Origin of the sequence: Actinophytocola sp., assembly GCF_036002505.1 — a bacterium.
In the GTDB taxonomy this organism is placed as follows: Bacteria; Actinomycetota; Actinomycetes; order Mycobacteriales; family Pseudonocardiaceae; genus DASYTH01.
On the sequence record NZ_DASYTH010000384.1, the window covers coordinates 1 to 15,644 of the forward strand.

General features: G+C 67.5%; 12 protein-coding genes. 6 read left to right on the forward strand and 6 right to left on the reverse strand.

Annotated elements, in window-relative coordinates; all coding sequences use genetic code 11:
* From VGR06_RS33740 to VGR06_RS33755, 4 genes are all read left to right on the forward strand, one after another.
* Positions 1-1,139, forward strand: a 1,139-nt coding sequence (locus VGR06_RS33740) for an HNH endonuclease signature motif containing protein (protein WP_327563244.1), incomplete at its 5' end; no start/stop codon positions are given.
* Between the two features lie 387 nt (positions 1,140-1,526).
* Complete coding sequence (locus VGR06_RS33745; protein ID WP_327563245.1) at positions 1,527-2,930, forward strand: hypothetical protein; 1,404 nt, start codon at positions 1,527-1,529, stop codon at positions 2,928-2,930.
* A 5-nt stretch (positions 2,931-2,935) separates the two neighbouring features.
* Positions 2,936-3,673: a class F sortase gene (locus VGR06_RS33750; RefSeq protein ID WP_327563246.1), complete on the forward strand. Its 738-nt coding sequence runs from the start codon at positions 2,936-2,938 to the stop codon at positions 3,671-3,673.
* Positions 3,674-3,725: 52 nt separating this feature from the next.
* Positions 3,726-4,310, forward strand: a complete 585-nt coding sequence (locus VGR06_RS33755; protein WP_327563247.1) for a dihydrofolate reductase family protein — start codon at positions 3,726-3,728, stop codon at positions 4,308-4,310.
* Here the strand turns inward: VGR06_RS33755 and VGR06_RS33760 are convergent.
* The 3 genes from VGR06_RS33760 to VGR06_RS33770 form a co-directional block, all read right to left on the reverse strand.
* On the reverse strand, positions 4,279-4,665 hold the full coding sequence (locus VGR06_RS33760; protein ID WP_327563248.1) for a DUF4180 domain-containing protein: 387 nt from the start codon (positions 4,663-4,665) through the stop codon (positions 4,279-4,281). The genes VGR06_RS33755 and VGR06_RS33760 overlap by 32 nt on opposite strands.
* A 244-nt stretch (positions 4,666-4,909) precedes the next feature.
* The gene (locus tag VGR06_RS33765; RefSeq protein ID WP_327563249.1) at positions 4,910-6,337 is read right to left on the reverse strand and encodes a pyridoxal phosphate-dependent decarboxylase family protein; all 1,428 of its coding nucleotides are present in this window, start codon (positions 6,335-6,337) and stop codon (positions 4,910-4,912) included.
* Positions 6,334-7,659 carry an MFS transporter gene (locus VGR06_RS33770; RefSeq protein WP_327563250.1) on the reverse strand — a complete coding sequence of 442 codons (1,326 nt, stop codon included), beginning with the start codon at positions 7,657-7,659 and terminating at the stop codon, positions 6,334-6,336. The genes VGR06_RS33765 and VGR06_RS33770 overlap by 4 nt, the downstream gene beginning before the upstream one ends.
* Before the next feature lie 64 nt (positions 7,660-7,723).
* Here VGR06_RS33770 and pulA point away from each other — a divergent pair, with 64 nt between their 5' ends.
* Positions 7,724-10,750, forward strand: coding sequence for a pullulanase-type alpha-1,6-glucosidase (gene pulA, locus VGR06_RS33775; protein WP_327563251.1), 3,027 nt, complete (start codon positions 7,724-7,726; stop codon positions 10,748-10,750).
* Positions 10,751-10,781: 31 nt separating this feature from the next.
* On the opposite strand, the gene VGR06_RS33780 is transcribed toward pulA, so the two are convergent.
* From VGR06_RS33780 to VGR06_RS44130, 3 genes are read right to left on the reverse strand one after another with little or no spacing between them, the layout of a single operon-like run.
* Positions 10,782-12,038: an HD domain-containing protein gene (locus VGR06_RS33780; protein WP_327563252.1), complete on the reverse strand. Its 1,257-nt coding sequence runs from the start codon at positions 12,036-12,038 to the stop codon at positions 10,782-10,784.
* Positions 12,019-13,611, reverse strand: coding sequence for a TIR domain-containing protein (locus tag VGR06_RS33785; protein ID WP_327563253.1), 1,593 nt, complete (start codon positions 13,609-13,611; stop codon positions 12,019-12,021). The genes VGR06_RS33780 and VGR06_RS33785 overlap by 20 nt, the downstream gene beginning before the upstream one ends.
* Positions 13,577-14,239, reverse strand: coding sequence for a nucleoside monophosphate kinase (locus VGR06_RS44130; RefSeq protein ID WP_414637390.1), 663 nt, complete (start codon positions 14,237-14,239; stop codon positions 13,577-13,579). Before VGR06_RS44130 ends, VGR06_RS33785 begins: the two co-directional genes overlap by 35 nt.
* Positions 14,240-14,694: 455 nt before the next feature.
* Between VGR06_RS44130 and VGR06_RS33790 the strand changes: the two genes are divergently transcribed.
* Positions 14,695-15,624 (forward strand): carbohydrate-binding protein, encoded by a 930-nt coding sequence (locus tag VGR06_RS33790; RefSeq protein WP_327563254.1) that lies wholly within the window; start codon positions 14,695-14,697, stop codon positions 15,622-15,624.
* The last annotated feature ends 20 nt before the right edge of the window (positions 15,625-15,644 follow it).

The following is a 15,644-nucleotide window of genomic DNA, read 5'->3' on the forward strand; positions in this document are numbered from 1 at the left end:
TCACCCGCACCATGATCGGACACCTCCAAGCCGTCGAGTTGCAGCAATTGGCCGACTACACCCGCGCTCACGAAGGCGACGAATTCGCCTATCTGGAAGTCGCCACCATCCTGCACATTTCCGGACGGGCAGCGCAACGCCGCATGGCATTCGCCATCACCCTCACCCAACGGCTACCGGAAACCTTCGCGGCGTTGAAACAAGGCGGGATCGAAGAGTTCAAGGCCCACCTGATCGCCGACGCCGTCGCGCCGCTGTCCGAGGAGCACGCCCACCAGGTCGAAGCGGCAGTGCTCGGCAAGGCCAACCAGCAGACTCCGGGCCAGTTGCGCAACCGCCTGGCCAAAGCCGTCCTCGCGGCCGACCCGGAAGGCGCGGAGCAGCGGCGGAAGATCATCAAGCGGGAACGGCGAGTCGAGGTCTATCCCACCGCGCCGGGTCAAGCGGTGCTGGCCATCCACCACACCACCGAAGAGATCGCCGCGATGCACGCCGCGATCGCCGTGCGGGCGCGGGAGATGAAAGCCGCCGGCGGCGAAACCCGCACCATCGCCCAACTCGAAGTCGACATCGCCCGCGACCTGCTGCTCAGCACCGGTCTGTCTGGCGGCCGCGCGGTCGAGGTCCACCTCACCATCCCCGCCACCAGCGCCGTGCGCGCCGACAACCAACCCGGCGAGGTCGACGGCATGCCCATCACCGCCCGGGCGGCCCGGGAGATGTTCGCCGAAGCCCGCCGCTGGCGCTGGGTGTCCACCGACCCCAAGACTGGTGCGGTCGTCGATGTGACCACCGCCCGTTACACCCCACCCCAAGCCCTGCGGACGTTGGTCAAGGTGCGGGATCGCACCTGCCGCTTCCCCGGCTGCACCCGCCGGGCCCGCTACTGCGAAGTCGACCACCGGGCGCCCTGGCCGCTGGGACCCACCTGTGACAGTAACTGTCACTGTTTGTGTAAACGGCACCATCGCGCCAAACACGAAGCCGGCTGGAACATCACCGTGCTTGGCCTCGGCCACTACCAATGGACCAGCCCCACCGGCCTGACTTACACCGTCGAACCCGAACCGGTCGTCCAACCCCAACCCCCACCGCCAACCCCACCACCACCGCCCGACGACGATCCCCCACCCTTCTAACCAAACCCCCACCAACAGCGGTGGCCACACCCGAGACGCGTCCATGACTCTGTGGCGCGAAGCGCCCCCCGCCAACCGGCGGCCCACAACGAGACCGGCACCGGCGAGCGCTACGGCGAGCCGCAGGCGGCGCCGCAGCGCTTCTCTTGTCTTTCCCCTTTTAGATTTTCAATGTTTTAAAAGGCGACCCTCACCCGCCAAGAGCGGGAGGAAGACACCACTGCAAGGTTGTGGGCAGAGGAGGTCGCATCGCGGCCTCCCTCTGTCCACAGCCTTGCAGCCGCAAGCCCAGCCCACCGCTACCCCAAATGGCGGATTGCCCACCACTCACCGAAACCACCAGGCTCTGAAGAGTAGTCGGGACACCGACGATAAGGAGCCAAGACGATGAGGCGCCCCCGCACCATCGGCCTACTGGCCACCATCCTGCTCACCAGCTCGGCGCTCACCCTCACCACCGCCACCTCCGCGCAAGCCGCGCCGCAGCAAGGGATCGGCCACAACACCACCCCAGCCCAGCCGTACAAGGGCAACCCTGACAAGAGCGACTGGCTCGGCTCCTACATGGTCGGTGGCCGCCAGGTCTTCTGCGTGCAGTTTGCGTTCCTCGCCCCCGACAGCGACGAGCAGTACAACCCCGGCGAACCACTGATGACCAAGTGGGGCACCGAGCTCGACTCGGTCGTCGCCGCGGAGATCTCCTACCTGCTGCTGCGCTACGCCAAGACTACGAACCCCGACGAGGCCGCCGCGCTCGCCCACCTGCTGCACTCGTGGACCGCCGCGCCGCAGAACCCCAGCCAGCTGTTGGCCACCAACGACTTCCGGCACATCGCCTACGACGCCAACTTCCATCTGACGAAGCTGCCGCCGTCCGCGCAGCAGGCAGTCGATCGGCTGCGGGCCGACGCCGCCGCCAACCACGGGAAGTGGATCCCCACGGTCACCAAGCCGGCGACGCCGCAGTTTATCGGCGCCGCCGCGCCGTGGACGGTGGCCGTGCGCAACGAGGCGGGCAAGGGTATTCCCGGCGTCGAGGTGGACGTCACGGTCGAGCAGGGCGTGCTGGCGGACGGCAAGGCCACCGGTAAGGCGACCACGACGGCCGACGGGACCGTGGCCGTGCCGGTGACCCCGACCGGCACGCAACCCTTGGTGCGCATCAACTTCATGGGGCCGGCGGACCGACCCGTCGTGCAGCAGGCGATCCAGGCGGACACCCAGCGGATCGTGTCGACCGGCGGGGAGCAGCCGCTCACGGCGAACGATACGACTACGGCCACCACGCCGCCGGGCATCGTGAAGGTCGAGAAGATCAACGAGAAGACGCAGGCCGGCATCGCGGGGGTGTCGTTGCGGCTGACCGCGAGCGACAAGGTGAAGCCGGCGAAGGACCAGGACGGTAAGGAGCTGGTCGGCACGGACGGGAAGCCGACGGTGCTGGTCACCGGCACCGACGGCACGGTGAGCGTGCCCAATCTGCAGACGCCGCAAGAGGTGTGCGTGATCGAGGTGGCGCCACCGGCGGGCTTTGACAAGGCGTTCGATCCGAACGCGCCGCCCTCGGCGTGCGGCACGGTGAGCCCGGGCGCGACGCTGGCGCTCACCATCGCGAACAAGCCGAATGCGCCGATCGTGCCGGTGACGGTTCCAGCCGGGGATCAGCCGCAGCCGGTGGCGTACGGCACGGTCACCCGGCGGAGCAGCCCGGGCATGGCCCTCGGCGTGCTGGTGATCGCCGTGGGGCTGGGCGGGTTCCTGGTGCGGCGCCGGATCACGAGGAGGCGCTGAGCGAGATGCCGCGCCGGCACCGACGACGTTTCCCGACGGCCGCGCTCGGTGGGACCGGCATGCTCGGTCTGTTCCTCGCGATCGTGCTCGCCGGCACGGTGCACAACGCCCGGAACACGATCTCCGGCACCGCCTACGCGGCGCCGGAGCCGGCCCCGACTGTCCATAAAGGAACGCCGGCACAGCCGGGGACCGCGAACCCGGCGCCGGCGGAGCCCGGGGCAGCGCCGGAGACCGCGAATCCGGCGCCGGCCGCTCCGGAACCCGAGGCACCGCGCACCCGGGCGCCGGCCGCCCCGAGGCCGCAGGCCGCGGGTACCGTGCGGCTGGCCCACGGCGGGACCGCGACGCTGGTGCGCCGGGAGGTCGGCATCGACGGCGTGCTGCCGATCCCCAACTCGTTGATCCAGGCCAGCTGGTGGGGCGCCGAGCTGCACGCCGCCGCCGGGGCCACGGTGCTCGCCGGCCACGTCAACTGGCGCGGTGCCACCGGGCCGTTCGCCGAGCTGTGGAGCGCGAAACCCGGCGACCCGGTGTCGCTTGTGGACCAAGCCGGCACCCTGATCCCGTACCGGGTCAGCCAGGTCGTCACCCTGGGCAAGGACGAGCTTCCGATCCGCGCGGAGGAGCTGTTCGCCCAGGACGGACCGCACCGCCTGGTGCTGGTCACCTGCGGCGGCCGCTGGGTCGGCGGCGAGCGGGGCTACGCCTCGAACCAGATCGCCATCGCCGTCCCGGCGTGATCGGCCTATGATCGCGGCGCAGGGGTCTGGGGCCGACACTTGAGGAGTAGACGTGGGAAAGCTCGTGGTTTCTCAGTTCATCACGGTGGACGGGATCGTCGAGGATCCGGGCGGCAGCGAGCAGTTCACCCGGGGCGGCTGGGCGTTCCAGTTCGAGCGGGGCGAGGACGGCGACCGGTTCAAGCTCGACGAGCTGATGGCGTCCGAGGCGCTGCTGCTCGGCCGGGTGACCTTCGAGGCCTTCGCGGCGGCGTGGCCGGAGCGGACGGACGAGTTCGGGTTCGCCGAGAAGTTCAACGGCATGCCGAAGTACGTCGTGTCGTCCACGCTGACCGACCCGGCGTGGAACAACAGCACGGTGATCAGCGGCAACATCGCGGAGGAGATCACCCATCTGAAGCGGCAGACCACCGGCGACGTGCTGGTGAACGGCAGTGTCCAGCTCGTTCAGGAACTGGCCGAGCACGACCTGGTCGACGAGTACCGGCTGATGGTCTTCCCGATCATGCTCGGCGCCGGCAAGCGCCTGTTCGGCGACACCAGCCACACCGCGCCGCTGCGCCTGGTCGACGCCCGCCCGGTCGGCCCGGACGGGGTCGCGATCATCACCTACCAACCTGCGGGTAAAGACGACTGAGCCGGGCCTCGAGGTCGTCGAGGTCGGGCACGAACCAGTGGTGCCGGCCCCGGTTGGACTCCCGGACCAGGTCACGCACGGAGGCGCTCCCGGCGGTGTGCCGGGACAGGTCGCCGAGCACGGCCAGGCCCATTCCGTAGTTGACGAACTTCTGCAGGATCGCGCCGGCGATTCCGTTGCGCAGCTCGAAGAACTCGTCGGCCAACCGTCCAACCGGGACAGCCGTCCAGGCGGCACCGCGCTGCCCGGCCTCGACGATCAGGTCCAGCGCGTCCGCCTCACCGCGGACCACGGGGCCGTCACCGGCGCAGACCAGCACCGCGGTGCCGGCGAGATGCTCGAGCGTGTCAACCATGCCGCCCATGGTGACGGAATGTGCACGACGCCGCCTCCGAAATAACCCGTCACCCGCGGCGGGGTAGGCGCGTTGACAAGAGCGAAGGATGTTTCGGTCTTCGCGAGGCGGGGTAACCGCCGCCGGGAACGTCGGGACGACGGCACCCACCACCGGGGCCGGCACCGCCCCGGCCGTCGCCTCAGAGAGCTGAAGGTGGCCTTCACAGGAGCGAGTCGGGGTGTGAAGGCCACCTTCGGCTGTTCTACGGCGTGTAGAGCGAGCCGAGGAAGCGGACGAGGAGGCGCTCCCGCAGGGTGGGCGGGGCGGCGGCGAGCAGCGCGTTGACGCCGGCCATCCGGTCGGGCAGGCCGGTGCCGTTCAGCCCGGCGGCGGCGAGCAGCCCGGCGAACTGGTCGGCGGTGAGCGTGAAGGGGTCGAGGGCCGCGATGGCCGCAGCCAGGTCGGGCGGCACGATCGTCGGGCCGAGCGCGCGGGCCGCGGCGACGGCGGCAGTGAGGTCGTCGAGCAGCTCGCGCTCCGCGCCGTGGTTGGCCGCGGTCACCGTCAGGTGCAGGTTGGCCGGTGACGGTCCGTGGGCGAACTGGGGTTGCACGTACCAGCGGCGGGCGGACATCTCGTCGGCGACGGTGAACACGTCGAAGCTATCGTCCACAGTAGACAATGCGAGCAGGGACGCCTGCGGGTCGCCGAGCACCCGAAGGCCGTTGGGGAGACCGTCGCGGATCGTGGTGACGGCGGACAGCGTGCGGGCGGCCAGGTCCTGGTAGCCGGCGTCGCCGACGTGGCGCAGCACCGCCCAGGCCGCGGCCAGCGGGCCGCCCGAGCGGGTGGACTGCAGGGTCGAGTTCAGCATCGTGTAACCCGGCCAGGCGGCGCTGGCGAAGTACTGGGTGGCGCGCAGCTCCGCGTCGGCATGCAGCAGCACGGATGTCCCTTTAGGACAGTAGGCGTACTTGTGCAGGTCGACCGAGATGCTGGTGACGCCCGGCACGGACAGGTCGAAGTCCGGCAGCGACACGCCGAGGCGGCGGAAATAGGGCAGCAGCCAGCCGCCGATGCAGGCGTCGACGTGGCAGCGGATGTTGTGCTCTCTCGCCACGGCGGCAATGGGGGCGACCGGGTCGATCACGCCGTGGGCGTAAGAGGGCGCGCTGGCCATGACGAGGACTGTGTTGCTGTCGATCGCCGCGGTGACGGCGTCCGGATCCGCTTGGTATGTCTCGGGATCTACCGGCACCGCGACGGGTTGGACGTTGAAATAGTGCGCGGCTTTGTGGAACGCCGCGTGCGCCGTGGTGGGCAGGATCATGGTGGGCTGGGCGATATCTGGCCTTGCGACCCTGGCGGCGTGCACGGCGAGCATGCAGCTTTCCGTGCCTCCGGATGTGACGCTGCCAACGGTGTTCTCGCCGCCGCCCAGGAGCCGCGCTGCCGCGGCCACGATGTCGTTCTCCATCCGCAGCAGACTGGGGAACACCGTCGGGTCCAGGCCGTTCGCCGAGCTTGCCATTGCGTGCGCGGCGGCTCCCAGCTCGTCCAGGCCTTTGAGCCCGCTGTCGTAGACGTAGGCGAGGGTCCGGCCGCCGTGGGTGGGCAGATCCCGCGCCCGCAGCTCACGGAGCTCCGCCAAGACCTCCTCGGCCGGGACACCGGTCGGCGGCAGGGTCATGCCTCCACCCACTGAGCCTTGCGCAGCAGCGGCAGCGCGCCCAGGGCGAACACGGCGGGGATCAGGCCGGCACCGATCACGACCGCGGCGACCGCGCTCGCCGGCTGGGTGACATCCTGGTCGGCGCTGGTGGAGATGTACCCGCCGATGGCCAGGATCAGCCCGTACAGGCCGGGGCCGAGGGCGAGGCCGAGCGTCTCCCCCGCCGTCCACACCCCGGCGAACAGGCCCGCGCGGACCTGGCCGGTGCGCACCTCCTCGTCGCTGATCACGTCCGCCAGCATGGCCAGCGGGAACACCGTGATGCCGGCGTAGCCCACGCCGGCCAGCGCCGACCCGGCGATCACCACCCAGACCGGCACCCCGCGGGCCGCGACCAGGCTCGCCACCGCCACCGCGAACACCAGCGTGGAGACCACGTAGCCGGCCCGTTTGCCCCAGCGCGCGCCGGCCCACTGCAGCACCGGCATGACCAGGATCGCCGGCCCCACGAACGCGGCGAACATCAACGACTGCAACGACTTGTCCCCTAACGCCACCCGCGCCACGTACTCCACCCCGGCCAGCAGCGTGCCGATCGCGACGCCCTGGACCACGTAGCAGCCCAGCAGCAACCGGAACGGCCGGCACTGCCGGATCGCCTCGAGCACCTCCCGCCAGCTGGTCACCGACGGCTTCACCGCGGCCACCGGCGCCCGCGCGGTGCCGACGAACACGCCGATCGTGCCGACCAGGATCAGCACCCCGACCGCGATCCCCATCGCCCGGTACCCCGCGATGCCGCCGAACGCGTCCCGCACTCCCGGCGCGCCGGCCCCGCTGACCAGGATCGCCACCGCCAGCACCGCGATCCGCCACGCGGTCAGCCGGGTCCGCTCGTTGACCCCCGAAGTGATCTCCGCCGGCATCGCGTTGTACGGCACCTGGAAGAACGCGAACGCGGTGGCGCACAACAGGAACGCCACCGCCACGAAGGCCGCGTCGAACGCCACGCTGCCGGTGTCCGGCCCGGCGAACATCACCGCGAAGAAGATCGCCAGCCCGGCGCCGCCGAAGATCAGGTACGGCCGCCGGGCGCCGAGCCGCGTGGTGGTGCGGTCGCTGATCCGCCCCGCAATCGGGTTGAACACCACGTCCCACGCTTTGGGCAGCAGCACGAGCAACCCCGCCGCGAACGCCGGCACCGCCAGCGTGTCGGTCAGGTACGGCAGCAGCAGCAACCCCGGCACTGTGCCAAAGGCCCCGGTCACCAGCGAACCCAGCGCGTAACCGGTGCACACCCGCAGCGGAAGCCGGGCGGGGACGGTTGCCTCAGCGGTCATTGGTGGACCTTATCCGTCCGGTCGGCGTCTTGACGCCGGTAGATCAGCGGGCAGAGTGGCAGCCATGCGCAGCATCCGCCGCATCGTCGCGGTTCTCGCCGTTGCCGGGGTCGTTCTGGGGCTGGCGTCGGGGGTGCCGGCAGTGGCCGACGGGCCGGTGGTGACGGCGCCGGGGAGCTTCCAGAGTGAGCTGGGGTGCCCGGGTGACTGGATGCCGGAGTGCCGGAGCTCCGAGCTGCTCGACTCGGACGGGGACGGGGTCTACACGTTCACCACCACGGCGATTCCGGCCGGGTCGTACGAGGTGAAGGTGGCGCACAACCTGTCGTGGGCGGAGAACTACGGGGCCGGCGGGGTGCCGGGTGGGGCGAACATCCCGTTCTTCGTGGCGGCGAACGGGGACCGGACGACGTTCTCGTATGTGCTGGCCACGCATGTGCTGACGGTGGAGGCAGGGGTGGCGCCGCCGAACCTGAAGGAGCAGCGGGCGCAGTGGCTGACGCCGGACCTGGTGGCGCTGGATCTGCCGGCGAGCACGGCGGGGTGGACGTTCCGGCTGTTTCATGCACCTGAAGGTGGGTTGGCGGCAACGTCCGACGGGGTGACCGGTGGTGAGTCGGTGCCGTTGACGCTGGAGCCCGGCGGGTTGCCGGCCGAGGTGCGGCAGCGGTTCCCGCACCTGGCTTCGTACGAGGCGCTGCGGGTGCCGGCGCTGGATCGGGGGGCGGTGCTGTCCGGGCAGGTCGTGGTGGCCGCGTTCGACTCGGCCGGGAAGCTCGCGGACGCGACCGGGGTGCAGACCGCGGGCGTGCTCGACGAGCTGTACGCGGGTGCGTCGGCGGCGAACCTGGGGCCGACGTGGCAGCGCGGGCGGCCGACGCTGGCGTTGTGGGCGCCGACGGCGAAGACCGTGAGCCTGCTGCTCGACGAGGTCGGGCCGGGTGCGGAGCACCGGGTGGCCATGCGGCGGGACGCGGCCGGGGTGTGGCGGGTGACGGGTTCACCGTCCTGGCGGAACGCGCGGTACGCCTTCGAGGTGGCGGTGTATGTGCCTTCGGCGGATGCCGTCATCACCAATGTGGTGACCGACCCGTACTCCTTGGGGCTGACGGTGAACGCCGGCCGGTCGCTCGTGGTCGACCTGAGTGACGACGGCTTGAAGCCGAACGGGTGGGAGCACCTCGGCAAGCCGCGGCTGGACCAGCCCGAGGACTCCACGATCTACGAGCTGCACGTGCGGGACTTCTCCATCGGCGACACCACCGTGCCGGCCGGGCACCGCGGCACCTACCTGGCGTTCACCGACCGGGACAGCGCCGGGATGCGGCACCTGCGCAGTCTCGCCGCCGCCGGGCTGAACACGCTGCATGTGTTGCCCACCAACGACATCGCCAGCATCGAGGAGCGCCGGGCGGCCCAGCAGACGCCGGCCTGCGACCTGGCCTCGTTCGGGCCGGCGGCCGAGGAGCAGCAGGCGTGCCTGGCGCCGGTCCGCGACACCGACGGGTTCAACTGGGGCTACGACCCGCTGCACTACACCACGCCGGAGGGCTCGTACTCGACGAACCCGGACGGCCCGGCGCGGACCCGGGAGTTCCGCGAGATGGTGAAGGGGCTCAACGGCGCGGGGCTGCGCGTGGTCATGGACGTGGTGTACAACCACACGCCGGCCGCCGGGCAGAACCCGAATTCGGTGCTGGACCGGATCGTGCCCGGCTACTACCACCGGCTGTCCGCGACCGGGCAGGTGGAGACGTCCACGTGCTGCGCGAACACCGCGACCGAGCACCGCATGATGGGCAAGCTGATGGTCGACTCGGTGCTGACCTGGGCCCGCGAGTACAAAGTGGACGGCTTCCGGTTCGACCTGATGGGCCACCAGCCCAAGGCGCTCATGCAGTCTCTTCGGGCCACTTTGGACTCACTGACGGTGCGCCACGACGGCGTCGACGGGAAGCGGATCTACCTGTACGGCGAGGGCTGGAACTTCGGCGAGGTGGCGAACGACGCGCGGTTCACGCAGGCGACCCAGGCGAACATGGCCGGCACCGGCATCGGCACATTCTCCGACCGGCTGCGCGACGCGGTGCGCGGCGGCGGCCCGTTCGACGGCAACCCGCGGATCCAGGGCTTCGCGTCGGGGTTGTTCACCGATCCCAACGGCGACCCGGTGAACGGCACGCCCGACCAGCAGCGCGCCCGGCTCCTGCTCTACCACGACCAGATCAAGGTGGGGCTGGCCGGAAACCTCCGCGACTACACGTTCACCGACCGCACCGGCGCCACCGTCCGCGGGTCCCAGGTGGACTACAACGGCCAGCCCGCCGGCTACGCCGCCGACCCCAGCGAGACCATCACCTACGTCGACGCGCACGACAACGAGACACTGTTCGACATCCTGCAGTACAAACTGCCGCAGCCCACCTCGATGGCCGACCGGGTGCGGATGAACACCGTGGCGCTGGCCACCACCGCGCTCGCCCAGGGCCCCTCGTTCTGGCACGCCGGCAACGACATACTCCGATCAAAGTCGTTGGACCGCAACAGCTTCAACTCCGGCGACTGGTTCAACCGGGTGGACTGGACCTACCGCACCTCCACCTGGGGCTCCGGCCTGCCACCCCGCGGCGACAACGAGTCCAAATGGGACTTCATGCGCCCGCTGCTGTCCGACCCGGCCCTGCTCCCGCCCGAGCCCGCCATCCGCGCCGCCCACGACCGTGCCCTGGACCTGCTCCGCATCCGCTTCTCCTCCCCCCTTTTCCGCCTCGGCGCAGCAGGGCTCATCCAGCAGCGCGTCGCCTTCCCCACCGGCGGCCCGACGCAGACCCCCGGCGTCATCGTGATGACCCTCGACGACCGCACCGGCCCCGACCTCGACCCCCACTACGAGGGCCTCGTGGTCGTCTTCAACGCCTCCCCCAGCCCCACCACGCAGACCCTGCCCGCCCTCGCCGGCTCGGCCTACACCCTGCACCCGATCCAAGTCACCGGCAGCGACCCGGCCGTCCGCACCTCCACCTACAACCCCGCCACCGGAGCCTTCACCGTGCCGCCCCGCACCGTCGCCGTCTTCGCCAGCCGGCGTTGAGAGGACTACGCTCGGACCGCTCAGCTGGGTGTCAGCCGCGATTCTTGCCGTCCCATACACCGGAACCTTCCACATCCGGTTTCTCAAAGATGACTTTGTCTCGGCGGCTGGCGAACGGAGTCAGCTCCCCCAGGAGATCGTCTCGATCCTTCTCCTGTGCCTCAATGGCCCCATACCTGCTGATGAACACGACGTGATCTTTGGCAACCAGCACATCGACACCTGCGTATCCTGGGACCGGATACATACATTCAGGCGCAATGGGATAGAGGCGCTTGGTGCTGGCATCCGGCGGGAGATGGCGCGGCGGATCCCAGTAGTCTGATCCCCACTGCTGGTCCTCTACCTGGTTGATGGCATCAGAAAGCTGCCGGTACGCTTCGATGCCCGTGTGCGCGGCGGGCCGGCCCGCCAACTCCTCGAATGCCTTCCTCAGACGAACGAGCTTCGATCCGCCAGGCGACGGATCGCACGTTTCGTCGACGAACTCGTCCAACCCGTCGACTACGACCAAGGGAAGCTGCTCGGCGCCCATATAGAGGCTGACATCGTTCAGTTCGCGCCACAGAGCCTTCTTCGTCATTTTCCGATGCTTCGCAGCCGCCTCGAAGATTCGACTCAAAAGCTCCTGCGAATGCGCCCGAAGCGGTGGAAAGTATCTGTCGTTCTTCTCGGTGAACCGAATCAGGAAGCCGAGATGCCTGTCGGCAACGGTTCCACCTTTCTTCCAGAGAATGAACGCAAGTGCCTGCATCTTGTCGATGGCCTTGACGAGCCTGGCCTCCGGAGTCCTGCACTCTATACCCTCGAGCAGGAGACTACGATGGAGTTGAGCAACCTCGGGCCGTAGCCTCCGGACGTACAGCTCGATCGCGTCAAGCTCCTTCTCGTGCTTCGTGGCCTGCCTGGATTGATTGAATGCGTGTCCTCTGTTACCGGTCCCGTCCTTGCCCAGCGGGTTCCAGTCTCCAACGCGTATCTCCATCTTGTCGTGCATAATCGCAAGCTCCACGGCGTGCGACCGGTTTATGTACGGGAAGTTCGGCGCCAACAGTATGACGGAGTCGGCGACGTTCCAACTGTGCTCGGCAACGGTCTCCAGCCGCGGAAACCCCTCGAGTTTGTCAGAATACTTGGCCGCCGCGGACTCCTCATCCCAGTAGGGCTGCCCGACCCAGCGCCTGATCCCCTGAAGTTTGAATGACCAGAGCATGAGATCGATGTCGCGCTTGACGTCTTCAGGCGACAGTTTGCGGATTCTGATTTGGTCATCGTTCAAGGTGACCACCGTGCCCTCCTGCGACCGGGCCGAGCGGGAGTCGATCTTCCAGAAGACGTCTTATCTCTTCGGACACAGCCATAATGTTCCCCTTGGGGAACTTGATCTGTACCAGACCAGCGAGGTTGGCGAACTCATCACAGCCATCCTCGATCATCGCGATCGCCCGGTCGAACCCGAGCCTGCCCTGGAACAGGCCCAACTCGTGCACTACATTCTGCCTGGCCTGGACTCGTCCGTCAGCCTGCTCATCCTCAGCGGTAAGAACCAGAAAGGCAAAGTCTGCCGTCGCCAGCATCTCACTGAGTCTCTGCACGACTGTCTTACCTGCCGACGGCGATCGGTCGAACTCTTCCCAGTCCAAGCCTAGCCGGTCTCGGATCAGATCCCTCAAAGTTATCCAAGCGGGAGAACGTCCGTGCCCGATGAAGATAGTGCGCTTGCTCATTTCAGGGCTCCGTCTCCGCGGGAGAGAATACACCGTCGGGAAAGTCTCAGCCCGCCCCACGTCCTCATGACATTCCCACGCCTCCAGCAGCACACCGCAGATCCTCCCACAGGCATTCTCCCACGACTTCTCCACCCTGGCGATCTCGAGCGTGACCGGCGCGATCTTCCGCAGGGTTCGAACAACGCCCGCATGGTCACCGCCCGGGAATTCAAGCTTCTCGAACCAGGGGAGCAATATGTTGGAGATCGTAATCAACACACGCGGATCCTGCTTGTAGTCGCATACCTCTTCAGCCGTTGACTGAACAAACTTTTCCAATCCGATCTTTCTCAGAAAGACCCGAAACTTCGTCATGTCGAAGGTAAAGTTGAGCTGCTCGTAACGGAGACCGCAGTCGATCATCCCCAGGTACTCGTCTCTTGCTACTATTGACTGTCGATATTCTTGTACGTGGCTCATGACCCAGTAGTACGCCAAAGCACGCTCGAACGACTTCTGCTCAGGCCCTCGACTGTCGTGTTTGAAGGCCCCAACCCGCTGGACCACCTTCCACAGAAAAGCGTGATCACCGAGCCTCCGGGGAAGCTCGTGGGCGGCGTCAAGGTACGCCGCCCGCCGAACATCCCGTGACATGAGATGGTAGGCCTGTTCCAACTGTCGTCCGCCGAATGAAACACTCGTACCATTGCGATTACGGCGTCCTTTACTCGACATCATTTCAATATCGGAGACCCAGAGCACCAGCATGTCATATGTTGTATCGCCTTGCCTGATATTCAACGCGCTCGCAAGCGGGGACAGCAACCGATACGGATCCACGCCCGCCCACTCCGAATGGTACCCGGTTCCCTGGAAATGCACTTGCTTGCGCTGGACGAGCTCATCGATATCCGTGGTCGATCCCACGAAGTCCACCTGACCGCTCTTCGCCAGTATGCCGAGCGTGGGAAGAAGCTTGTTCGTAACCGGCGACTGGACGACATCGACAGTAGGAACGACAACTGGGCCGTCAGATACGAGAACGGCAGCAAGAAGGGAGCGTTCTACTACCTGCCCCAGCCGATCCAGCGGGTAGCGGTCAAGTAGTCCGTGAAGACTAAGGATCTGATCGTTGAAGAAGTGGATCAACACTGGCGACTCGCGATGTTTCCGAGACGAACCTGAGTATTGTGTCGACAATATTCGCGGTAGCCATGGTCCCCGAGACGGTGAGCAGGCGACCACCCGACCGGAAGCGCGACTGAAGGCCGGATGCATTCTCGGCATAGAGTTCCAGCCGCCGAGCGACGAGCTCCGGACTGGTGTCATCCGATCGGCGACGCACCCCCATTCGACGATGCAGTTCCGAATCGTCAACGGCCAAGAAGACGCCAAAGATCAATGGGTACCAAACTGCGGCGGCGTGGCACACCGCCGGCAATCCTTGGTATTGCTCGGAGTTCCTCGGATACCCGTCAAGTACCAACCATCGGCCATTGCCTCGCGTACTTTCACCAACGATCTCGCAATACAGATCAACCGGTACCGGCCGGCCGGCACTGACGATGTCCTCAGCTCGCTTGGCGAGAAGGTCACGGCGGCTCCTCCTCATGAGCGTTCGCAGCACCTTCCCGCCGTGCACCACGTCTGCGTCGACCTGCGCACCGAGAGCCGCGGACGTCTCAGTCTTGCCACTTCCGGGAGGGCCGAGCACGCAGACCACCGGGGTTACCCGCGCTTCGGCCCTCTCGGCCTCACCTTCCACCGAACCTCCAGTCACGATTGGCGACAGTGTGCCACAGCAACCACGGAACGCCAGGCCGGTAACCCGACCCGGTTACCAATTGACCTTGAAGCGGACGATGCGTGGCCACGAGCCGAGCCATCAGCCTGGCGCTGGCCCGCTCCGGGGACCTCCGCGAGGCTCAGCGTCCCCGCTGACCGTAGACAGGCCACCGGTTGCGACCCCGCCGTCCGCACCTCCACCTACAACCCCGCGGATACGTCGGACGTCTGGGAATTCTCTGGGAATTCTGAGAGATTCTCAGACAGTTGATCAACTGCTCGAATCGTGGGTAGAGTGGCGGTACTGCGGTCAGCTGGGACGGGGGACTTGGGGAACATGTCCTGACCGTTTGTTTGCGCTTTCCGCGGTGTTTGGAATTCACAGTCGAATTAAGGGGAATCACTGTGCACGTTCCGTTAAGACAGGTATCGAATCGTCAGCCCCTGCAGGTGTACGCGGCCGCATTGGTCGTCGCCGGCGCGTTACTGACCGCCGCACTGCCGAGCAGTGCGGCGGCAGCGGCGGCTACCGACCCCGTGCCCGCGCCGGACGGGCCGGTCAGCGGGCGGGCCGTGCCCGCGCTGCGCGGGACGGCGGCCGCCGCGGCAGCACCGCGGGGCGCCGAGCGGTCGTCAGCCGTGCGAGCTGCGGGTACCGTGGGAAAGTCGGCCGGCATTCAGACCATCACACCGTGGACCGGCGCATTGCACACGGTCTGGGGTGCGTTCCCGACCGTGGTCTCCGATGGGGCGCAGGCCAACCACACGGTCAAGCCGGATCTGCACATCTCGGCGAGTGACCCGGACATCATTTACGCTCCGACCCTGTTCCCGAGCGGGAAGTCCTGCATCGAGGTGACCACGTTCTACTGGCAGGGCGGCAACGGCGTGGGGGCTTGGGACTGGTGCGCGGTCAATCCCGGGTTCGCCGCGGTGGCCTGGATCGACACCAACTTCGTGAACACCTACACCGTGCCGTTCAACGGGTTGCGCTCCTACACCGTCCGGGACGTGCAGACGAACGCGACGACCAACTCCTGGACCGCGTACCTGTACAACTTCACCACGTCGTCCTGGGACGCGCTGTTCACCAGCGCCGACCCGGCCAAGCTCACCAACGGCGGTGGCGGCTGGGACATGTTCGAGGTGTACACGGACTACAACCCGGCGACCGGTGAGGGCTATTACTGCACCGAGACCTACGGCACGATGTGGTGGGCCACCGGAATTCAGATCAAGGTCGGTTCCACGTGGCAGGCGCTGACCCCGTCCAATTCCGACGTGACCCCGGTCGGCAATGTGCACAGTACCGACTTCGGCTGTTACAGCCTTTCGTTCACGCTCCAAAATCCCAACAACAACTGGCAGGTAACGCACTGAGGTGAACCGTCGCGGGGGGG